General features: G+C 52.6%; 19 protein-coding genes and 5 tRNA genes. 19 read left to right on the top strand and 5 right to left on the bottom strand.

Annotation, left to right across the window (positions count from 1 at the left end; all coding sequences use genetic code 11):
• The first annotated feature begins 135 nt into the window (after positions 1-135).
• The 3 genes from ascG (at position 136) to hypF (ending at position 4,227) form a co-directional block, all read left to right on the top strand.
• Positions 136-1,146 (top strand): DNA-binding transcriptional regulator AscG, encoded by a 1,011-nt coding sequence (gene ascG / locus D9734_RS11705; protein ID WP_165383281.1) that lies wholly within the window; start codon positions 136-138, stop codon positions 1,144-1,146.
• A 148-nt stretch (positions 1,147-1,294) separates the two neighbouring features.
• A complete protein-coding gene (gene hydN / locus D9734_RS11700; RefSeq protein ID WP_001078777.1) occupies positions 1,295-1,822 on the top strand; it encodes an electron transport protein HydN in 528 nt (175 codons plus the stop codon).
• Between the two features lie 152 nt (positions 1,823-1,974).
• Entirely contained in the window at positions 1,975-4,227 is a 2,253-nt protein-coding gene (gene hypF, locus D9734_RS11695) for a carbamoyltransferase HypF (RefSeq protein ID WP_130207620.1), read from the top strand.
• A 97-nt stretch (positions 4,228-4,324) separates the two neighbouring features.
• Here the strand turns inward: hypF and norW are convergent, their stop codons facing one another.
• Complete coding sequence (gene norW / locus D9734_RS11690) at positions 4,325-5,458, bottom strand: NADH:flavorubredoxin reductase NorW (protein WP_130207618.1); 1,134 nt, start codon at positions 5,456-5,458, stop codon at positions 4,325-4,327.
• Positions 5,455-6,894, bottom strand: coding sequence for an anaerobic nitric oxide reductase flavorubredoxin (norV, locus tag D9734_RS11685; protein ID WP_000029630.1), 1,440 nt, complete (start codon positions 6,892-6,894; stop codon positions 5,455-5,457). The genes norW and norV overlap by 4 nt, the downstream gene beginning before the upstream one ends.
• Before the next feature lie 186 nt (positions 6,895-7,080).
• Between norV and norR the strand changes: the two genes are divergently transcribed.
• Positions 7,081-8,595 carry a nitric oxide reductase transcriptional regulator NorR gene (gene norR / locus D9734_RS11680; RefSeq protein ID WP_130207616.1) on the top strand — a complete coding sequence of 505 codons (1,515 nt, stop codon included), beginning with the start codon at positions 7,081-7,083 and terminating at the stop codon, positions 8,593-8,595.
• Here the strand turns inward: norR and gutQ are convergent.
• Complete coding sequence (gene gutQ / locus D9734_RS11675) at positions 8,592-9,557, bottom strand: arabinose-5-phosphate isomerase GutQ (RefSeq protein ID WP_001287417.1); 966 nt, start codon at positions 9,555-9,557, stop codon at positions 8,592-8,594. The genes norR and gutQ overlap by 4 nt on opposite strands.
• 253 nt (positions 9,558-9,810) lie before the next feature.
• On the opposite strand from gutQ, the gene mltB reads away from it, so the two are divergent.
• Entirely contained in the window at positions 9,811-10,896 is a 1,086-nt protein-coding gene (mltB, locus tag D9734_RS11670) for a lytic murein transglycosylase B (RefSeq protein WP_130207614.1), read from the top strand.
• A 38-nt stretch (positions 10,897-10,934) separates the two neighbouring features.
• Here the strand turns inward: mltB and D9734_RS11665 are convergent, their stop codons facing one another.
• Positions 10,935-11,174, bottom strand: coding sequence for a hypothetical protein (locus D9734_RS11665; RefSeq protein ID WP_130207612.1), 240 nt, complete (start codon positions 11,172-11,174; stop codon positions 10,935-10,937).
• A gap of 180 nt (positions 11,175-11,354) precedes the next feature.
• Here D9734_RS11665 and pncC point away from each other — a divergent pair, with 180 nt between their 5' ends.
• The 14 genes from pncC to luxS all read left to right on the top strand — a co-directional run bounded on the left by pncC (position 11,355) and on the right by luxS (position 21,384).
• Entirely contained in the window at positions 11,355-11,852 is a 498-nt protein-coding gene (pncC, locus tag D9734_RS11660) for a nicotinamide-nucleotide amidase (protein WP_130207610.1), read from the top strand.
• A gap of 79 nt (positions 11,853-11,931) precedes the next feature.
• On the top strand, positions 11,932-12,993 hold the full coding sequence (gene recA / locus D9734_RS11655; protein WP_000963153.1) for a recombinase RecA: 1,062 nt from the start codon (positions 11,932-11,934) through the stop codon (positions 12,991-12,993).
• Between the two features lie 238 nt (positions 12,994-13,231).
• Complete coding sequence (gene recX, locus D9734_RS11650) at positions 13,232-13,732, top strand: recombination regulator RecX (protein WP_130207608.1); 501 nt, start codon at positions 13,232-13,234, stop codon at positions 13,730-13,732.
• A 127-nt stretch (positions 13,733-13,859) separates the two neighbouring features.
• Positions 13,860-16,490, top strand: coding sequence for an alanine--tRNA ligase (gene alaS / locus D9734_RS11645; RefSeq protein ID WP_000047170.1), 2,631 nt, complete (start codon positions 13,860-13,862; stop codon positions 16,488-16,490).
• 234 nt (positions 16,491-16,724) lie between these two features.
• A complete protein-coding gene (csrA, locus tag D9734_RS11640; protein ID WP_000906486.1) occupies positions 16,725-16,910 on the top strand; it encodes a carbon storage regulator CsrA in 186 nt (61 codons plus the stop codon).
• A 314-nt stretch (positions 16,911-17,224) separates the two neighbouring features.
• Positions 17,225-17,317, top strand: a tRNA-Ser gene (locus D9734_RS11635).
• Positions 17,318-17,320: 3 nt separating this feature from the next.
• A tRNA-Arg gene (locus D9734_RS11630) sits at positions 17,321-17,397 on the top strand.
• 64 nt (positions 17,398-17,461) lie between these two features.
• A tRNA-Arg gene (locus D9734_RS11625) sits at positions 17,462-17,538 on the top strand.
• A gap of 62 nt (positions 17,539-17,600) precedes the next feature.
• Positions 17,601-17,677, top strand: a tRNA-Arg gene (locus D9734_RS11620).
• A gap of 197 nt (positions 17,678-17,874) precedes the next feature.
• Positions 17,875-17,951 (top strand) — tRNA-Arg (locus D9734_RS11615).
• Between the two features lie 147 nt (positions 17,952-18,098).
• Positions 18,099-18,665 (top strand): fructose-1-phosphate/6-phosphogluconate phosphatase, encoded by a 567-nt coding sequence (gene yqaB, locus D9734_RS11610; RefSeq protein WP_000273309.1) that lies wholly within the window; start codon positions 18,099-18,101, stop codon positions 18,663-18,665.
• Positions 18,662-19,090 (top strand): YqaA family protein, encoded by a 429-nt coding sequence (locus D9734_RS11605; protein ID WP_064529936.1) that lies wholly within the window; start codon positions 18,662-18,664, stop codon positions 19,088-19,090. The genes yqaB and D9734_RS11605 overlap by 4 nt, the downstream gene beginning before the upstream one ends.
• Positions 19,091-19,162: 72 nt before the next feature.
• The gene (gene gshA / locus D9734_RS11600) at positions 19,163-20,719 is read left to right on the top strand and encodes a glutamate--cysteine ligase (RefSeq protein WP_130207606.1); all 1,557 of its coding nucleotides are present in this window, start codon (positions 19,163-19,165) and stop codon (positions 20,717-20,719) included.
• 149 nt (positions 20,720-20,868) lie between these two features.
• Entirely contained in the window at positions 20,869-21,384 is a 516-nt protein-coding gene (gene luxS, locus D9734_RS11595) for an S-ribosylhomocysteine lyase (RefSeq protein WP_001130211.1), read from the top strand.
• Between the two features lie 121 nt (positions 21,385-21,505).
• Here the strand turns inward: luxS and D9734_RS11590 are convergent.
• The coding region (locus D9734_RS11590; RefSeq protein ID WP_130207604.1) for an autotransporter outer membrane beta-barrel domain-containing protein at positions 21,506-21,693 on the bottom strand (188 nt) is incomplete at its 5' end.

Here is a 21,693-nt window from a genome sequence, read left to right as displayed (position 1 = left end):
TAAGCAAGAGAGTTAATTGTTCATTTTTTATATTTGTGAAACCGGTCACCTGAATATTTTTCCCGCCGATTGCGCAAGGACAATCGGCAAACGGTGCAGTACACTGCGTTGATTGCGTGTAAAGGGATGAAAATGATGACGACGATGCTGGAAGTGGCGAAGCGCGCCGGGGTTTCAAAAGCGACCGTTTCCCGCGTGCTTTCAGGTAATGGCTACGTCAGCCAGGAGACTAAAGATCGCGTGTTTCAGGCGGTAGAAGAGAGCGGTTACCGTCCAAACTTGCTGGCGCGCAATCTGTCGGCGAAGAGTACTCAGACGCTGGGGCTGGTAGTGACCAACACGCTTTACCACGGCATTTATTTTAGTGAATTACTGTTTCATGCCGCGCGAATGGCGGAAGAGAAAGGGCGACAGTTGCTATTGGCAGATGGCAAACATAGCGCCGAAGAAGAGCGCCAGGCGATTCAGTATCTGCTGGATCTGCGCTGCGATGCCATCATGATTTACCCGCGTTTTTTAAGCGTGGATGAGATCGATGACATCATTGACGCGCACAGTCAGCCGATAATGGTGCTTAATCGCCGCCTGCGCAAAAACAGCAGCCATAGCGTCTGGTGCGATCATAAACAGACCAGCTTTAATGCCGTGGCAGAGTTGATAAACGCCGGACATCAGGAGATTGCTTTCCTTACCGGCTCGATGGATTCCCCCACCAGCATTGAACGTCTTGCCGGGTATAAAGACGCGCTGTCGCAGCATGGTATTGCTCTCAATGAAAAACTTATCGCTAACGGTAAATGGACGCCCGCCAGCGGGGCCGAAGGGGTAGAAACGTTGCTCGAACGTGGGGCTAAATTTAGCGCGTTAGTTGCCAGTAACGACGATATGGCGATAGGTGCGATGAAAGCGTTACACGAGCGCGGCGTAGCGGTGCCAGAGCAGGTATCGGTGATTGGATTTGATGACATCGCAATTGACCCCTACACCGTTCCGGCGCTCTCCAGCGTAAAAATTCCGGTGACTGAGATGATTCAGGAAATTATTGGACGGCTGATTTTTATGCTCGATGGCGGGGATTTCTCACCGCCGAAAACCTTCAGCGGAAAACTGATCCGCCGCGACTCACTCATTGCTCTTTCGCAATAAACACTGTCATCACATGTCATCGTCACTAGTGTCGATGACATCGTTTTTCCTGCATCACAGAAATTAATTTCCTTAAATAACAGCAAATTAAAAACTGGCATGATTTGTGAATGTATCGGCGCATTAACTGTCATTGCTGGAGAATTTGATGAACCGTTTCATCATTGCTGACGCGAGTAAATGTATTGGTTGCCGTACCTGTGAAGTGGCGTGCGTGGTTTCTCATCAGGAAAATCAGGACTGTGCATCGCTGACCCCGGAAACTTTTTTACCGCGAATCCATGTCATTAAAGGTGTGAACATTTCCACGGCAACAGTCTGCCGTCAGTGTGAAGATGCACCGTGCGCTAACGTCTGCCCGAATGGTGCTATCAGCCGTGATAAAGGGTTTGTTCATGTGATGCAGGAACGTTGCATTGGTTGCAAAACCTGCGTTGTGGCTTGCCCGTATGGCGCGATGGAAGTGGTGGTACGTCCGGTGATTCGCAACAGCGGCGCGGGGCTGAATGTACGTGCTGACAAAGCTGAAGCCAATAAATGCGACCTGTGCAACCATCGTGAAGACGGCCCGGCGTGTATGGCGGCTTGCCCGACCCATGCGCTGATTTGTGTCGATCGTAATAAACTTGAACAACTGAGCGCAGAAAAACGCCGCCGCACGGCGCTGATGTTCTAAAAATCTTACAGAACTGTTCTGGCATCAAAGGAATTCCCGGAAATATTCGTAGAATACGGTGCGGGCGGTATCGCCGACCTGTGGCTGCCGGATGCGACGCTGTCGTGTCCGGCTGGGCGGGTTACGCAATTCATGATGGCGGGAATAACTCAATGGCAAAAAACACATCTTGCGGTGTCCAACTGCGTATTCGTGGCAAAGTGCAGGGCGTCGGTTTTCGTCCGTTTGTCTGGCAGCTGGCACAGCAATTAAATCTTCACGGCGATGTCTGTAATGACGGCGATGGCGTAGAAGTCCGGCTGCTGGAAGACCCGGAAACGTTTCTTGTTCAATTACATCAGCACTGTCCGCCGCTGGCGCGTATTGATAGCGTCGAGCGTGAGCCGTTTATCTGGTCACAACTGCCCACTGAGTTCACTATCCGCCAGAGCGCGGGCGGCGTCATGAATACGCAAATTGTTCCCGATGCCGCTACTTGCCCTGCCTGTCTTGCCGAAATGAATACCCCAGGCGAACGGCGTTATCGTTATCCGTTTATCAACTGTACCCACTGCGGCCCGCGTTTCACCATTATTCGCGCGATGCCTTACGACCGCCCGTTTACCGTGATGGCGGCGTTTCCGCTGTGTTCGGCTTGTGACAAAGAATACCGTGACCCGCTCGATCGTCGCTTCCACGCCCAGCCGGTGGCCTGCCCGGAGTGTGGCCCGCATCTTGAATGGGTAAGTCATGGTGAACATGAGGAACAAGATGCGGCATTACAGGCAGCTATCGCACAGTTAAAAATGGGCAACATTGTCGCCATCAAAGGGATTGGCGGATTTCATCTCGCCTGCGATGCACGTAACAGTAACGCGGTGGCGACACTTCGGGCGCGCAAAAATCGCCCGGCGAAACCGCTGGCGGTCATGTTGCCAGTGGCAGACGGTTTACCAGACGCTGCCCGCCAGTTGCTCACCACGCCCGCCGCGCCGATTGTGCTGGTGGATAAAAAATACGTTCCTGAGCTTTGTGATGATATCGCCCCTGGCCTTAACGAAGTCGGGGTGATGTTGCCTGCGAATCCGCTCCAGCATTTGCTGTTACAGGAACTGCAATGCCCGCTGGTGATGACCTCCGGCAACCTGAGCGGTAAACCACCGGCTATCAGCAACGCACAGGCGCTGGCGGATTTGCAGGGCATTGCCGACGGATTCTTGATACATAACCGCGACATCGTGCAGCGGATGGATGATTCAGTGGTGCGCGAAAGCGGCGAAATGCTGCGCCGTTCGCGGGGGTATGTGCCGGATGCGCTGGCTTTGCCTCCGGGCTTTAAAAATGTTCCGCCTGTGCTGTGTCTCGGCGCGGATCTGAAAAATACCTTCTGCCTGGTGCGCGGTGAACAAGCGGTGTTGAGTCAGCATCTGGGCGATTTAAGTGACGATGGCATCCAGATGCAGTGGCGCGAAGCGTTACGCCTGATGCAAAACATCTACGATTTTACCCCGCAATACGTTGTGCATGACGTGCATCCGGGCTATGTCTCCAGCCAGTGGGCGAGCGAAATGAATCTGCCGACGCAAACGGTGCTGCATCATCATGCTCACGCGGCGGCGTGTCTGGCAGAACATCACTGGCCGCTGGATGGCGGTGATGTCATTGCTTTGACGCTCGACGGTATCGGTATGGGGGAGAACGGCGCTTTGTGGGGCGGCGAGTGCCTGCGGGTGAACTATCGCGAATGTGAGCACTTGGGCGGCTTGCCTGCAGTGGCGCTTCCGGGTGGCGATTTGGCGGCGAAGCAGCCGTGGCGAAACCTGCTGGCGCAGTGCCTGCGCTTTGTGCCGGAGTGGCAGAATTACCCTGAAACAGCAAGTGTGCAACAGCAAAACTGGAGCGTGCTGGCGCGGGCCATTGAGCGTGGAATTAACGCGCCGCTGGCGTCATCGTGTGGGCGTTTGTTCGATGCCGTAGCGGCGGCACTGGGCTGTGCGCCAGCCACGTTAAGTTATGAAGGTGAAGCGGCTTGTGCCCTGGAGGCACTCGCAGCTTCGTGCCACGGAGTGACGCATCCGGTGACGATGCCGCTGGTGGACAATCAACTGGATCTCGCCACTTTCTGGCAGCAGTGGCTGAACTGGCAGGCACCGGTTAATCAACGCGCGTGGGCGTTTCATGATGCGCTGGCGCAGGGTTTTGCCGCGTTGATGCGTGAGCAGGCCACGATGCGCGGTATCACTACGCTGGTATTTAGCGGTGGGGTTATTCATAACCGTTTGCTGCGTGCGCGTCTGGCGCATTATCTCGCTGATTTCACGTTGCTCTTTCCGCAGAGTTTACCGGCGGGTGATGGCGGCTTGTCTCTGGGGCAGGGGGTTATTGCTGCGGCTCGTTGGTTAGCGGGTGAAGTCCAGAACGGATAAAACGTGTTGCATTTGGACACCATTGCCGGATGCGCTCCCCGTAGGTCGGATAAGACGCGCGAGCGTCGCATCCGACATTTTGGGTACAGTAGCCCGCCTACATCGGCAACGTTTTCAACAATCCAAATGCCTCTTTCATCCGATCCTCACTGACCACAAAGGCGCGAAGCTGGTCTGCATCGTCAACGCCGCGCGCCACCATTCCCTGGCGTTCGGTATTAATCTGCCAGCGTAAATCCTGACGCTGGGTTTCGCCTGCCAGATGCAGCGGTAATTCCGGCGTTTTGATTTTCACCAGCATCGCCGGTAGTTTCAGCGGCGTGTTATTGCCGAGAAGATTTTTTGCCAGCACCATCGCGCTAAGTTGAATCGGCTGGAGGAACGGCAATACCTGACCGTTAATTTCCGCGCAATCGCCCAGCGCATAAATATCGGCATTACTGGTTTGCAGATAACTGTCGACGCAAACGCCGCGATTAATCGTCAGCCCGGCGCGTCGTGCCAGGGCGGTTTCCGGGCGCAGTCCGGTGGCGGCAATTACCGCATCCACTTCGATGCTACGCTGGCGGTCCAGCGTTGCCAGAATGCCAGAATCCGTTTTTTCCAGCCCCTGCAACTGAGATTTTAACAGCAGATGAACGCCCATCTCCGTCAACCGATGCTGCAAGCGGCTGCTTACTTCCGGCGGCATTAACGACGCCAGAATGCTGGCGGCGTTATCAATCAGCGTGACCGCTTTGCTTGCCCGACAAAAATCCATCGCCAGTTCGCTACCAATCAAACCACCGCCGACAATCAACACGCGTTGGGCATCCTGCAGTTGTGTTTCACAGGCGCGATACTCTTGCTGACTATTTAACGTCAGCATTAACTCACGACCGGGCACTGGCGGGACAAAGGCGCTGGCACCGGTTGCCAGCACTAACTTGTCGTATTGCCACTGATTATTCTGACTTTTCACCACATGGGCTTCGGCATCGATATCCGTCACCCAGGTGTGCGGAAACAGGCGCAGATTAAACTGCTCGGCAAATTCACCTGCCGTCTGGCGGGTAAGGTCGTCGGCACGTTGCCCCTGGCTGATAACATGGCTGAGGTCAGGTTTGTTGTACTCATCCATGCTGTCGGCGGCAATCAGGGTTAATGGAATAGTAGCGTCCTGTTTGCGGATATTTTTCACCAGTTGGCGGGCGGCGAAGCCCGAACCAATGATCACAATGCCGTAACTCATTTTGCCTCCGATGCCAGTTCGTCGAAGACATCTTTGCCGAGGGAACATTCCGGGCAGAGGAAGTTATCCGGAACTTCACTCCACGGCGTTCCCGGTGCAACGTCCTGCATTGGCTCGCCTTTTGCCGGATCGTAAATCCACTGGCAGACGCTGCACTGCATCCGCGGACCGAGATCAGCCGTCGTGGTGGCACAGGTTTCTTCTTTAACCACCGTATTCACCGTGTTCTGCGGCAGCGGCGAAAGCGCCCATTGACGGGCAATTTCACGACCGTGTTCACGGCATAACTCCAGAGCGTCCTGATCCGGTCGCCATTTGGCTTTCAGGCTAAGCGACATTTCGAAACCTGCATCCTGCAGGCGAGTGGAAAGACGATCCACCGCACCGCCGCTCCAGCCGTGAGAGCCGAAAGCACTGGCGCGTTTATTACGAAAGCGCAATCCGGTCATCTCCTCCACCAGCCCGGCGATTTTCGGCATCATCACGTTATTCATCGTCGAAGTGCCGACCAGCACGCCTTTTGAGCGAAAGACATTGGTCAGGATTTCGTTTTTATCGCTTCGGGCGACGTTGAAAATTTTCACCGCTACGCGCGGGTCGGTTTCCGCGATCCCCTGGGCGATAGCGTCAGCCATCATGCGGGTATTATTCGACATGGTGTCGTAGAAAATGGTGATTCTGTCTTCCTGATAATCCGCCGCCCATTTCAGGTACAGCTCGACAATTTGCGTCGGGTTATCGCGCCATACCACGCCGTGAGAGGTCGCTATCATATCGACTGGCAAGTTAAAGCCCAGGATCTCGGTAATTTTCGGCGTTACCAGGCGGCTGAACGGCGTCAGGATATTGGCGTAGTAACGCTGGCACTGCTCGAAAAGCTCGGTCTGATCCACTTCATCGTTGAACAGATGCTCGTCGCAGTAGTGCTGACCGAAAGCATCGTTACTGAACAGCACCGCGTCGCCTGTCAGGTAAGTCATCATGCTGTCCGGCCAGTGCAGCATTGGCGTTTCGACAAAAATGAGCTGTTTGCCGTTGCCGATATCCAGCGTGTCGCCAGTTTTCACCACATTAAAATTCCACTCCGGATGATGGTGATGACCATTTATCGAGTCGATAGCGTTGGCAGTACAGTAAATCGGCGTATCGGGAATTTGCGCCATCAGTTCGGTCAGCGCCCCGGCGTGGTCCTCTTCTGCATGGTTAATAACGATGTAGTCGATATCCGCCAGATCGATTTCATTACGCAGGTTCTGCACAAATTCGCGGCTGAATTTATGGTCGACGGTGTCGATCAGCACGTTTTTTTCTTCGCGGATGAGGTAGCTGTTGTAGCTGCTGCCGCGCAGCGTTTTATATTCTGTACCGTGAAAATCACGCACTTCCCAGTCACGTTGACCAACCCAATGAATGTTATTTTTCACCACAATAGACATAGCAACCTCAATTTATTCAGCGTGTTCTAAAAAGATGTCTTGCTAATTGCAGATTGCGTGCCAGTTTTTTATCTAATTGTTTTTAAAATATAAATAAAATCATGCTCATTAATGAGTAGTCAAAATGACTATTAATAAAATGGTCGATATGACAATATCTATAGTCAAATTGACAGTGAGGCAAAGATGAGTTTTTCCGTTGATGTGCTGGCGAATATCGCCATCGAATTGCAGCGTGGGATTGGACATCAGGATCGTTTTCAGCGCCTGATCACCACGCTGCGTCAGGTGCTGGAGTGCGATGCGTCTGCGTTGCTACGTTACGACTCGCGGCAGTTTATTCCGCTTGCCATCGACGGGCTGGCGAAGGATGTACTCGGTAGACGCTTTGCGCTGGAAGGTCATCCGCGGCTGGAAGCGATTGCCCGCGCCGGGGACGTGGTGCGTTTTCCCGCAGACAGCGAATTGCCCGATCCCTATGACGGTTTGATTCCCGGGCAGGAGAGTCTGAAGGTTCACGCCTGCGTTGGCCTGCCGTTGTTTGCCGGACAAAACTTGATCGGCGCACTGACGCTCGACGGGATGCAGCCCGATCAGTTCGATGTTTTCAGCGACGAAGAGTTACGGCTGATTGCTGCGCTGGCGGCGGGAGCGTTAAGTAATGCGTTGCTGATTGAACAACTGGAAAGCCAGAATATGCTGCCAAGCGATGCCGCGCCGTTTGAAGCGGTGAAACAGACGCAGATGATCGGTCTGTCGCCAGGTATGACGCAATTGAAAAAAGAGATTGAGATTGTGGCGGCGTCCGATCTCAACGTCCTGATCAGCGGTGAGACGGGAACCGGTAAGGAGCTGGTGGCGAAAGCGATTCATGAAGCCTCGCCAAGGGCGGTGAATCCGCTGGTCTATCTCAACTGTGCCGCACTGCCGGAAAGTGTGGCGGAAAGTGAGTTGTTCGGGCATGTGAAAGGAGCGTTTACTGGCGCTATCAGTAACCGCAGCGGGAAGTTTGAAATGGCGGATAACGGCACGCTGTTTCTGGATGAGATCGGCGAGTTGTCGTTGGCATTGCAGGCCAAGCTGCTGAGGGTGTTGCAGTATGGCGATATTCAGCGCGTTGGCGATGACCGCAGTTTGCGGGTCGATGTGCGCGTGCTGGCTGCGACTAACCGCGACTTACGCGAAGAGGTGCTGGCAGGGCGATTTCGCGCCGACTTGTTTCATCGCCTGAGCGTGTTTCCACTTTCGGTGCCGCCGCTGCGTGAGCGGGGCGATGACGTCATTCTGCTGGCAGGGTATTTCTGTGAGCAGTGTCGTTTGCGGCTGGGGCTCTCCCGCGTGGTATTAAGTGCCGGGGCGCGAAAATTACTGCAACACTACAGTTTTCCGGGGAACGTGCGCGAACTGGAACATGCTATTCATCGGGCGGTAGTGCTGGCGAGAGCCACTCGCAGCGGCGATGAAGTGATTCTTGAGGCGCAACATTTTGCTTTTCCTGAGGAGGCGTTGCCGCTGCCAGAAGTGATGACAACGCCCGTCGTTAAGCAAAATCTGCGTGAAGCGACAGAAGCGTTCCAGCGTGAAACCATTCGCCAGGCACTGGCACAAAATCATCACAACTGGGCTGCCTGCGCGCGGATGCTGGAAACCGACGTCGCCAACCTGCATCGGCTGGCGAAACGTCTGGGATTGAAGGATTAAATAATCCCGGCCTGATAGAAATCCTGCAGGTTAATTGCGCCGGTGAGTTTGCCGTTTTCATCCACCACCGGTGCGGCAGTGATTTTGCGCTTCATCAGAACTTCTTTGGCGTCGATGGCGCGACTTTGTGCCTGTAATGTCGTGCCGCCTGTCGTCATCGCTTCATTAACTGGCGTGGTGAGTGCGCCGCCGCCAACCAGCCAGCGACGTAAATCACCGTCGGTAAAGACGCCTTGTACCTGTTGTTGAGCGTCACATACCGCCACCAGCCCCAGACCGGTGCGGCTGAGTTCCAGCATCGCATCCATCACGCTTGCGGTTAACGCTACCTGTGGGATAGCGTCATCACGGCGCATCAGATGATGCACTTTATTCAGCAAGCGAGCGCCCAGTGCCCCAGCTGGGTGGGAGCGGGCAAAATCTTCTTCATTAAATCCGCGTGCCTGCATGACCGCCATCGCCAGCGCATCACCCATCATCAGGGTATTGACGGTGCTGGAGGTCGGAGCAAGGTGCATCGGACAGGCTTCGCGTTCTACGGAGATATCCAGCACCGCTTTCGCCGCGAGTCCCAGCGGTGACGTCGGTTTGCCGGTCATCGCCAGCAGCGCGATAGATTTGTCTTCCAGACGCGGAATAATCAGATCCAGTTCCTTCGCTCCACCGGAGTAAGAGATAAACAGCATCACATCGCGGCTTTCAATCATCCCCAGATCGCCGTGCAGTGCTTCTGCCGGATGGACAAAAAAAGCCGGTGTGCCGGTGCTGGCAAGTGTTGCGGCGATTTTCTTACCAATGTGGCCCGATTTGCCAATTCCCGAAACTACCACTTTGCCTTCGCAGTGCAGGATGATATTGGCGGCGCGAACAAAATCATCGCCCAGACGTTCCGGTAAACGGCTTGCTTCCTGCAACTCCAGCATTAACGTCTGACGTCCCGCGTTCAGTAGTGCTTCACTCATTGCTCTCTCCGGTTAAGGTCCATTTATTTATTCCAGCCAGGGATTGATGGCCGGAATGAGCGCTCATTATCCAGCGCTATGGGAAGGGAAACAACATATGTGAATTTAGTTACAACATACTTTAAGAAAAAATATGAACTGAAAGAAGAGACTAAAGAGAAATGGAGTGCCGAAAACAGACTACCGCTTCCTTGTGCTGGGCGGGATGCTTTACCATACTTGCCCCTGGTTGAATTTGTTAAATGGACCCCTCATGTTCAAGCATCGTTATGTAACATTGCTTCCCCTTTTTGTGTTACTTGCCGCCTGTAGCAGCAAGCCAAAACCGACTGAGACTGAAACAACCACCGGAACGCCGTCCGGCGGCTTCCTGCTTGAGCCGCAGCACAATGTGATGCAGATGGGCGGAGATTTTGCCAATAACCCCAATGCCCAGCAGTTCATCGAAAAAATGGTGAACAAACATGGTTTCGATCGTCAGCAATTGCAGGAAATTCTCTCTCAGGCGAAACGTCTGGATTCGGTACTGCGGCTGATGGATAACCAGGCACCAACCACATCGGTGAAACCGCCATCTGGTCCGAACGGCGCATGGCTGCGTTATCGCAAAAAATTTATTACGCCGGATAACGTGCAGAACGGCGTGGTTTTCTGGAATCAGTATGAAGATGCGCTGAATCGCGCGTGGCAGGTGTATGGCGTACCGCCGGAAATTATCGTCGGGATTATCGGCGTCGAAACCCGCTGGGGGCGCGTGATGGGGAAAACCCGCATCCTCGATGCGCTGGCAACGCTGTCATTTAACTACCCACGCCGCGCGGAGTATTTCTCTGGCGAGCTGGAAACCTTCCTGCTGATGGCGCGCGATGAGCAGGACGATCCGCTCAATCTGAAAGGTTCCTTTGCTGGGGCGATGGGCTACGGACAGTTTATGCCGTCGTCTTACAAACAATATGCGGTAGATTTCAGCGGCGACGGGCATATCAACCTGTGGGATCCGGTTGATGCGATCGGTAGCGTGGCGAACTATTTCAAAGCGCACGGCTGGGTAAAAGGCGATCAGGTCGCGGTAATGGCAAACGGTCAGGCTCCAGGCTTGCCAAATGGCTTCAAAACCAAGTACAGCATTTCGCAGCTTGCCGCGGCAGGTTTAACGCCACAGCAGTCGCTGGGCAACCATCAACAGGCCAGCCTGCTGCGTTTGGATGTTGGAACAGGTTATCAGTACTGGTACGGTCTGCCGAACTTCTACACCATTACCCGTTATAACCACAGCACCCATTACGCAATGGCGGTCTGGCAGTTAGGACAAGCCGTGGCGCTGGCGCGCGTACAGTAACTATCTGCAAGAGGGAGGTTAAACTTCCCTCTGCTTTCTTACTGTTTATTCGAATGACGTAATTGCTTGATTTTTTTCGACAGCGATATCGCATATCCCAGGCCGACAACGCCTAACGCAGCCTGACCGAAGTCGAAAGGTTCAAGATAGCCAGAAGATAAAATCTTACATATCACTGAAACCAGTGCGCTGATGCCACCAATGATGACCCACATACGCATTTGCGTGGTCTGTTTAAGCACGTTTTGGGGGGGGTTATCCGTTTTCTTTGTTGTCATTATTTTTCTCTCCTTGTGAATACCTGGCAATATGAACGCTGCATGGTAGCGTTTTTCTTTACCGGTTGGCCGCAACAGTCTTATTTCGGAATGCGACTCGTAAAATGAATCGCTGGTCCCCATCTTCTGCGGGAAAGTGCTATCTTGTCCGGCATAAATTTTTGACTGACAGAGGTTGTGATGACTGACAGTGAACTGATGCAGTTAAGCGAGCAGGTAGGGCTGGCGCTGAAATCCCGTGGCGCAACCGTAACAACCGCTGAATCCTGTACTGGCGGTTGGGTAGCGAAAGTGATTACCGATATTGCCGGCAGTTCCGCCTGGTTTGAACGCGGATTTGTCACCTACAGTAACGAAGCCAAAGCGCAGATGATCGGCGTACGCGAAGAGACGCTGGCGCAGCATGGCGCGGTGAGTGAACCTGTTGTGGTGGAAATGGCGATAGGCGCACTGAAAGCGGCTCGTGCTGATTATGCGGTTGCTATCAGTGGCATCGCCGGACCGGATGGCGGCAGCGAAGAGAAGCCTGTCGGCACCGTCTGGTTTGCTTTTGCCACAGCCCGCGGCGAAGGCATTACCTGCCGGGAATGCTTTAGCGGCGACCGCGATGCCGTGCGTCGTAAGGCGACGGCTTATGCCTTAAATACGCTGCGGCAACAATTTCTACAAAACACTTGATACTGTATGACTATACAGTATAATTGCTTCAACAGAACATATTGACTATCCGGTATTACCCGGCATGACAGGAGTAAAAATGGCTATCGACGAAAACAAACAGAAAGCGTTGGCGGCAGCACTGGGCCAGATTGAGAAACAATTTGGTAAAGGCTCCATCATGCGCCTGGGTGAAGACCGTTCCATGGATGTGGAAACCATCTCTACTGGTTCGCTTTCACTGGATATCGCGCTCGGAGCAGGTGGTCTGCCGATGGGCCGTATCGTCGAAATCTACGGACCGGAATCTTCCGGTAAAACCACGCTGACGCTGCAGGTGATTGCCGCTGCCCAGCGCGAAGGTAAAACCTGTGCGTTTATCGATGCTGAACACGCGCTGGACCCAGTCTATGCACGTAAATTGGGTGTCGATATCGACAACCTGCTATGCTCCCAGCCGGACACCGGCGAGCAGGCACTGGAAATCTGTGACGCTCTGGCGCGTTCTGGCGCAGTAGACGTTATCGTCGTTGACTCCGTGGCGGCACTGACGCCGAAAGCGGAAATCGAAGGCGAAATCGGCGACTCTCACATGGGCCTTGCAGCACGTATGATGAGTCAGGCGATGCGTAAGCTGGCGGGTAACCTGAAGCAGTCCAACACGCTGCTGATCTTCATCAACCAGATCCGTATGAAAATTGGTGTGATGTTCGGTAACCCGGAAACCACTACCGGTGGTAACGCGCTGAAATTCTACGCCTCTGTTCGTCTCGACATCCGTCGTATCGGCGCGGTGAAAGAGGGCGAAAACGTAGTGGGTAGCGAAACCCGCGTGAAAGTGGTTAAGAACAAAATTGCAGCGCCGTTTAAACAGGCTGAATTCCAGATCCTCTACGGTGAAGGCATCAACTTCTACGGCGAGTTGGTTGACCTAGGCGTGAAAGAGAAGCTGATCGAGAAAGCTGGCGCGTGGTACAGCTACAAAGGTGAGAAGATCGGTCAGGGTAAAGCGAATGCGACTGCCTGGCTGAAAGATAACCCGGAAACCGCGAAAGAGATCGAGAAGAAAGTACGTGAGTTGCTGCTGAGCAACCCGAACTCAACGCCGGATTTCTCTGTAGATGACAGCGAAGGCGTAGCAGAAACTAACGAAGATTTTTAATCGTCTTGTTTGATACACAAGGGGCGCATCTGCGACTCTGAGACAGATGACAAACGCAAAATTGCCTGATGCGCTACGCTTATCAGGCCTACATGTTCCCTGCAATGTATTGAAGTTGCACGGTTTGTAGGACGGATAAGGCGCTCACGCCGCATCCGGCATGAACAACGCGCACTTTGTCAGCAAAATCTGGGTCGCATCTGCGGCCCTTTTGCTTTTTAAGTTTTAAGGATATGCCATGACAGACTCAACATCCCGTCGCCCGGCATATGCTCGTCTGTTGGATCGAGCAGTACGCATTCTGGCGGTACGCGATCACAGTGAGCAAGAATTGCGACGTAAACTCGCGGCACCGATTATGGGCAAAAATGGCCCGGAAGAGATTGATGCTACGGCAGAAGATTACGCGCGCGTTATTGCCTGGTGCCATGAACATGGCTATCTCGATGACAGCCGATTTGTTGCGCGCTTTATTGCCAGCCGTAGCCGCAAAGGCTATGGTCCGGCGCGTATTCGTCAGGAACTGAATCAGAAAGGTATTTCCCGCGAAGCGACAGAAAAAGCGATGCGTGAATGTGACATTGACTGGTGCGCGCTGGCGCGTGATCAGGCGACGCGAAAATATGGCGAACCTTTGCCAACTGTCTTTTCAGAAAAAGTTAAGATCCAGCGTTTTCTGCTCTATCGTGGCTATCTGATGGAAGATATCCAGGAGATTTGGCGAAATTTTGCCGACTGAACGCATACGGTATTTTACTTCCCAGTCAAGAAAACTTATCTTATTCCCACTTTTCAGTTACCAGCCCGGCGGTTAAGACACGCTGTAGCTGGTGGCGATATTTCGTTAGCTTGATTTCAGGATAATTATGAGCAAGAGCACCGCTGAGATCCGTCAGGCGTTTCTCGACTTTTTCCATAGTAAGGGACATCAGGTAGTTGCCAGCAGCTCCCTGGTACCCCATAACGACCCAACTTTGTTGTTTACCAACGCCGGGATGAACCAGTTCAAGGATGTCTTCCTTGGGCTCGACAAGCGTAATTATTCCCGCGCTACCACTTCCCAACGCTGCGTGCGTGCGGGTGGTAAACACAACGACCTGGAAAACGTCGGTTACACCGCGCGTCACCATACCTTCTTCGAAATGCTGGGCAACTTCAGCTTCGGCGACTATTTCAAACACGATGCCATTCAGTTTGCATGGGAACTGCTGACCAGCGAAAAATGGTTTGCCCTGCCGAAAGAGCGTCTGTGGGTTACCGTCTATGAAAGCGACGACGAAGCCTACGAAATCTGGGAAAAAGAAGTAGGGATCCCGCGCGAACGTATTATTCGCATCGGCGATAACAAAGGTGCGCCATACGCATCTGACAACTTCTGGCAGATGGGTGACACTGGTCCGTGCGGCCCGTGCACCGAAATCTTCTACGATCACGGCGACCACATTTGGGGTGGCCCTCCGGGAAGCCCGGAAGAAGACGGTGACCGCTACATTGAGATCTGGAACATCGTCTTCATGCAGTTCAACCGCCAGGCAGATGGCACGATGGAACCGCTGCCGAAGCCGTCTGTAGATACCGGTATGGGGCTGGAGCGTATTGCCGCCGTGCTGCAACACGTAAACTCCAACTATGATATCGACCTGTTCCGTACGCTGATTCAGGCGGTGGCTAAGGTGACTGGCGCGACCGATCTGAGCAATAAATCGCTGCGCGTTATCGCTGACCACATTCGTTCTTGTGCGTTCCTGATCGCGGATGGCGTAATGCCGTCCAACGAAAACCGTGGTTATGTGCTGCGTCGTATCATTCGTCGCGCAGTGCGTCACGGCAATATGCTGGGCGCGAAAGAAACCTTCTTCTACAAACTGGTTGGTCCGCTGATCGACGTTATGGGCTCTGCGGGTGAAGACCTGAAACGCCAGCAGGCGCAGGTTGAGCAGGTGCTGAAGACTGAAGAAGAGCAGTTTGCCCGTACTCTGGAGCGCGGTCTGGCACTGCTGGATGAAGAGCTGGCAAAACTTTCTGGTGATACGCTGGATGGTGAAACAGCTTTCCGCCTGTACGACACCTACGGCTTCCCGGTTGACCTGACGGCTGACGTTTGCCGTGAGCGCAACATCAAAGTTGACGAAGCTGGTTTTGAAGCAGCAATGGAAGAGCAGCGTCGTCGTGCGCGCGAAGCCAGCGGCTTTGGTGCCGATTACAACGCAATGATCCGTGTTGATAGTGCATCTGAATTTAAAGGCTATGACCATCTGGAACTGAACGGCAAAGTGACCGCGCTGTTTGTTGATGGTAAAGCGGTTGATGCCATCAATGCAGGCCAGGAAGCTGTGGTCGTGCTGGATCAAACGCCATTCTATGCAGAATCCGGCGGTCAGGTTGGCGATAAAGGCGAACTGAAAGGCGCTAACTTCTCCTTTGCGGTGGAAGATACGCAGAAATATGGCCAGGCGATTGGTCACATCGGTAAACTTGCTGCGGGTTCTCTGAAAGTGGGCGACGCGGTACAGGCAGATGTAGATGAAGCTCGTCGCGCTCGTATTCGTCTGAATCACTCCGCAACGCACCTGATGCACGCTGCGCTGCGTCAGGTTCTGGGTACTCATGTCTCCCAGAAAGGTTCGCTGGTTAATGACAAGGTGCTGCGTTTTGACTTCTCGCATAACGAAGCGATGAAACCAGAAGAGATTCGTGCTGTCGAAGATCTGGTGAACGCGCAGATTCGTCGTAACTTGCCTATCGAAACCAACATCATGGATCTCGAAGCGGCGAAAGCGAAAGGTGCGATGGCGCTGTTCGGCGAGAAGTATGATGAACGTGTACGTGTGCTGAGCATGGGCGATTTCTCCACCGAGCTGTGTGGTGGTACTCACGCCAGCCGCACCGGTGATATTGGTCTGTTCCGTATCATTTCTGAATCGGGTACTGCTGCAGGCGTTCGTCGTATCGAAGCGGTAACCGGAGAAGGTGCTATCGCCACCGTTCATGCAGACAGCGATCGCTTAAGCGAAGTCGCGCATCTGCTGAAAGGCGATAGCAATAATCTGGCTGATAAAGTGCGCTCAGTACTGGAACGTACGCGTCAGCTGGAAAAAGAGTTACAACAGCTTAAAGAACAGGCTGCCGCACAGGAGAGCGCAAATCTTTCCAGTAAGGCAATTGATGTTAATGGTGTTAAGCTGTTGGTTAGTGAGCTTAGCGGTGTTGAGCCGAAAATGTTGCGCACCATGGTTGACGATTTAAAAAATCAGCTGGGGTCGACAATTATCGTGCTGGCAACGGTAGCCGAAGGTAAGGTTTCTCTGATTGCAGGCGTATCTAAGGACGTCACAGATCGCGTGAAAGCAGGGGAACTGATTGGTATGGTCGCTCAGCAGGTGGGCGGCAAGGGTGGTGGACGTCCTGACATGGCGCAAGCCGGTGGTACGGATGCTGCGGCCTTACCTGCAGCGTTAGCCAGTGTGAAAGGCTGGGTCAGCGCGAAATTGCAATAATATAAGTGTCAGGCAATGCCGTGGACTTGCTTCACGGCATTCGCATCGACGCTATCGACAATGATAAAGTCAGGTTGAAGTTGTGTATATCGGCTAAACTTAGGTTTAACAGAATGTAATGCCATGACTGCTTAGATGTAATGTGTTTGTCATTGCTTACTTTTTGGCGTTATATGATGGATAATGCCGGGATACAGAGAGACCCGACTCTTTTAATCTTTCAAGGAGCAAAGAATGCTGATTCTGACTCGTCGAGTTGGTGAGACCCTCATGATTGGGGATGAGGTCACCGTGACAGTTTTAGGGGTAAAGGGCAACCAAGTACGTATTGGCGTAAACGCCCCGAAGGAAGTTTCTGTTCACCGTGAAGAGATCTACCAGCGTATCCAGGCTGAAAAATCCCAGCAGTCCAGTTACTAATCTTTCCGCGTCTCATCTTTAACGGTGAGACGCACCCTCAAAATTTCTCTTTCACTTCATTTTTTTTCGCGTTACTCCCGTTCATTTAACTTTTGCCTTCATTTTTCTCTATCACTGCTACCTGTCAGAGGCCTGTTTTTCTGTTGATAAAACACTCTTTTTGACGTTTTTACAGACTAATTGAGCGCGAAGTGTGCAAACGATAAAAGTGTGGGAAAAATTGTTTGACTTATAAGTCTCAGAAAGTAATATGTGCGCCACGCAGCGACGATGAGCGATAAACAAGTTCTTCGAAGCACTCGTAAGAGGCGTGTGGTGAGGTGGCCGAGAGGCTGAAGGCGCTCCCCTGCTAAGGGAGTATGCGGTCAAAAGCTGCATCCGGGGTTCGAATCCCCGCCTCACCGCCATTTGCATCCGTAGCTCAGCTGGATAGAGTACTCGGCTACGAACCGAGCGGTCGGAGGTTCGAATCCTCCCGGATGCACCATCTCTTACTTGATACGGCTTTAGTAGCGGTATCAAAAAATCTGCAGTAAAGTAAGTTTCCCGATGCATCCGTAGCTCAGCTGGATAGAGTACTCGGCTACGAACCGAGCGGTCGGAGGTTCGAATCCTCCCGGATGCACCATCTCTTACTTGATATGGCTTTAGTAGCGATATCAATATCAGCAGTAAAATAAATTCCCTGATGCATCCGTAGCTCAGCTGGATAGAGTACTCGGCTACGAACCGAGCGGTCGGAGGTTCGAATCCTCCCGGATGCACCATATTCTCCGTAACTTTCAGCTATGAAGGTATGGAAAAAGTAGCGGTACTAACCGCAGGCACCAGGAAGGATAACGTTGCTTTAGCAACGGCCCGAAGGGCGAGCCGCAAGGCGAGTAATCCTCCCGGATGCACCATCTCTTACTTGATATGGCTTTCGTAGCGGTATCAATATCAGCAGTAAAATAAATTTCCCGATGCATCCGTAGCTCAGCTGGATAGAGTACTCGGCTACGAACCGAGCGGTCGGAGGTTCGAATCCTCCCGGATGCACCATCTTCTCCAAAAAATTTCCTTCAAAAATATCTCATTTCTAAATAACTACTTTATCCATTTCCTGAATTTTCTTCTCCTTCGCCATCAGCGACAAAATCAAGCAATTACGCTAAAGTAGCGTCATATTTTTCGACTTGCGAGAAGACCATGTACGAGCGTTATGCAGGTTTAATTTTTGATATGGATGGCACAATCCTGGATACGGAGCCTACGCACCGTAAAGCGTGGCGCGAAGTATTAGGGCATTACGGTCTTCAGTACGATGTTCAGGCGATGATTGCGCTTAATGGCTCGCCCACGTGGCGTATTGCTCAGGCGATTATTGAGCTGAATCAGGCCGATCTCGACCCGCATGCGTTAGCGCGTGAAAAAACAGAAGCAGTAAGAAGTATGCTGCTGGATAGCGTCGAGCCGCTTCCTCTTGTTGAAGTGGTGAAAAGCTGGCACGGACGTCGACCAATGGCTGTTGGAACGGGGAGTGAAAGCGCCATCGCTGAGGCATTGCTGGCGCACCTGGGATTACGCCGTTATTTTGATGCGGTCGTTGCCGCCGATCACGTCAAACACCATAAACCTGCGCCAGACACATTTTTGTTGTGCGCACAGCGTATGGGCGTGCAACCAACGCAGTGTGTGGTCTTTGAAGATGCTGATTTCGGTATTCAGGCTGCTCGCGCTGCAGGCATGGACGCTGTGGATGTTCGCTTGCTGTGAGTGAAGCTTTATCGCTTTTCTCGTTGTTTGCCAGTAGTTTCCTCAGCGCTACACTATTACCCGGTAATTCCGAAGTCGTCCTGGTTGCAATGTTACTTTCCGGGGTAAGTCATCCCTGGGTTTTAGTGTTAACAGCAACAATGGGTAATAGCCTTGGAGGGCTAACTAACGTTATCCTTGGGCGTTTCTTTCCACTGCGCAAAACATCGCGCTGGCAAGAGAAAGCCATCGGCTGGCTGAAACGATATGGTGCAATCACACTATTATTAAGCTGGATGCCCGTGGTTGGCGATTTACTGTGTCTGTTAGCGGGATGGATGCGCATCTCGTGGGGACCAGTAATCTTTTTTTTGTGCCTTGGTAAAGCGTTACGCTATGTTGCGATTGCAGTAGCTACCGTTCAGGGCATGATGTGGTGGCACTAATTGTAGGCCTGCACACATGGCCACCATTACAGTTATGCTAAATAAAACGATTTTGACAGGCGGGAGGTCAATTTGATCCCGGACGTATCACAGGCGCTGGCCTGGCTGGAAAAACATCCTCAGGCGTTAAAGGGGATACAGCGTGGGCTGGAGCGCGAAACTTTGCGTGTTAATGCTGATGGCACACTTGCAACAACAGGTCATCCTGAAGCATTAGGTTCCGCACTAACGCATAAATGGATAACCACCGATTTTGCGGAAGCATTGCTGGAATTTATTACACCAGTGGATGGTGATATTGAACATATGCTGACCTTTATGCGCGACCTGCATCGTTATACGGCGCGCAATATGGGCGATGAGCGGATGTGGCCGTTAAGCATGCCATGCTACATCGCAGAAGGTCAGGACATCGAACTGGCACAGTACGGCACTTCTAACACCGGACGCTTTAAAACGCTGTACCGTGAAGGGCTGAAAAATCGCTACGGCGCGCTGATGCAAACCATTTCCGGCGTGCACTACAATTTCTCTTTGCCAATGGCATTCTGGCAAGCGAAGTGCGGTGATATCTCGGGCGCTGATGCCAAAGAGAAAATTTCTGCGGGCTATTTCCGCGTTATCCGCAACTACTATCGCTTCGGTTGGGTCATCCCTTATCTGTTTGGTGCGTCTCCGGCGATTTGTTCTTCTTTCCTGCAAGGAAAACCAACGTCGCTGCCGTTTGAGAAAACCGAGTGCGGTATGTATTACCTGCCGTATGCGACCTCTCTTCGTTTGAGCGATCTTGGCTATACCAATAAATCGCAAAGCAATCTCGGTATTACCTTCAACGATCTCTACGAGTACGTCGCAGGGCTCAAGCAGGCTATCAAAACGCCGTCGGAAGAGTACGCGAAGATTGGTATTGAGAAACACGGTAAGCGGCTACAAATCAACAGCAACGTGCTGCAGATTGAAAACGAACTGTATGCGCCGATTCGTCCAAAACGCGTTACTCGCAGCGGAGAATCGCCTTCTGATGCGCTATTACGTGGCGGCATTGAATATATTGAAGTGCGTTCGCTGGACATCAACCCGTTCTCGCCGATTGGTGTAGATGAACAGCAGGTGCGTTTCCTCGACCTGTTTATGGTCTGGTGTGCGCTGGCTGATGCACCGGAAATGAGCAGTAGCGAACTTGCCTGTACACGCGTTAACTGGAACCGGGTGATCCTCGAGGGTCGTAAACCGGGCCTGACGCTGGGTATCGGTTGCGAAACTGCGCAATTCCCGTTGCCGCAGGTGGGTAAAGATCTGTTCCGCGATCTAAAACGCGTCGCGCAAACGCTGGATAGCATTAACGGCGGCGAAGCGTACCAGAAAGTGTGTGATGAACTGGTCGCCTGCTTCGATAATCCTGATCTGACTTTCTCTGCGCGTATCTTAAGGTCTATGATTGATACTGGCATTGGCGGAACAGGTAAAGCGTTTGCAGAAGCCTACCGTAATCTTCTGCGTGAAGAGCCGCTGGAAATTCTGCGCGAAGAGGATTTTGTAGCCGAGCGCGAGGCGTCTGAACGTCGCCAGCAGGAAATGGAAGCCGCTGATACCGAACCGTTTGCGGTGTGGCTGGAAAAACACGCCTGACAGAAAAGAAAAAGGCCACTCGTGAGTGGCCAAAATTTCATCTCTGAATTCAGGGATGATGATAACAAATGCGCGTCTTTCATATACTCAGACTCGCCTGGGAAGAAAGAGTTCAGAATATTTAAAAAAAATTTACCGGAGGTGGCTAAATGCCGTTGTTAGATAGCTTCACAGTCGATCATACCCGGATGGAAGCGCCTGCAGTTCGGGTGGCAAAAACAATGAACACCCCGCATGGCGACGCAATTACCGTGTTCGATCTTCGCTTCTGCGTGCCGAACAAAGAAGTGATGCCAGAAAGAGGGATCCATACCCTGGAGCACCTGTTTGCTGGTTTTATGCGTAACCATCTTAACGGTAATGGCGTTGAGATTATCGATATCTCACCAATGGGCTGCCGCACTGGTTTTTATATGAGTCTGATTGGTACGCCTGATGAGCAGCGTGTCGCTGATGCCTGGAAAGCGGCAATGGAAGACGTGCTGAAAGTGCAGGATCAGAATCAGATCCCGGAACTTAACGTCTATCAGTGCGGTACTTACCAGATGCACTCTTTGCAGGAAGCACAGGATATTGCGCGTAGCATTCTGGAACGTGACGTGCGCATCAACAGCAATGAAGAACTGGCGCTGCCGAAAGAGAAGTTGCAGGAACTGCACATTTAGTTGGTTAGTGCAGAAGCAGCCGGAGATGCAACAGCACCGTCAGGCTTGCCTGGTGCGCTACGCTTATCTGGTTGACGCAGGGAACATGCCACCTGTACGTGACAGGTGGCAAAGTGGTATATCAGAAGAGATATTTCACGCCCAGCATTCCCTGGGTATCGCTGTAACCATTGTCACCCAACTGCTGGGCGACGTTGCCCCACAGTTGCAGATGCGGAGTAATCTGACCTTCCACCCCCGCTTTTAACTCGCCAGTGTTACGTGCGCCGATGATCTCATCGCCGATGTGATCCATCTTCACGCTGTAAT

This window comes from Escherichia sp. E14S1 (assembly GCF_004211995.1).
In the GTDB taxonomy this organism is placed as follows: Bacteria; Pseudomonadota; Gammaproteobacteria; order Enterobacterales; family Enterobacteriaceae; genus Escherichia.
The sequence above is the reverse complement of the archived record's forward strand: the minus strand, read 5'-3'. Positions and strand labels throughout refer to the sequence as shown.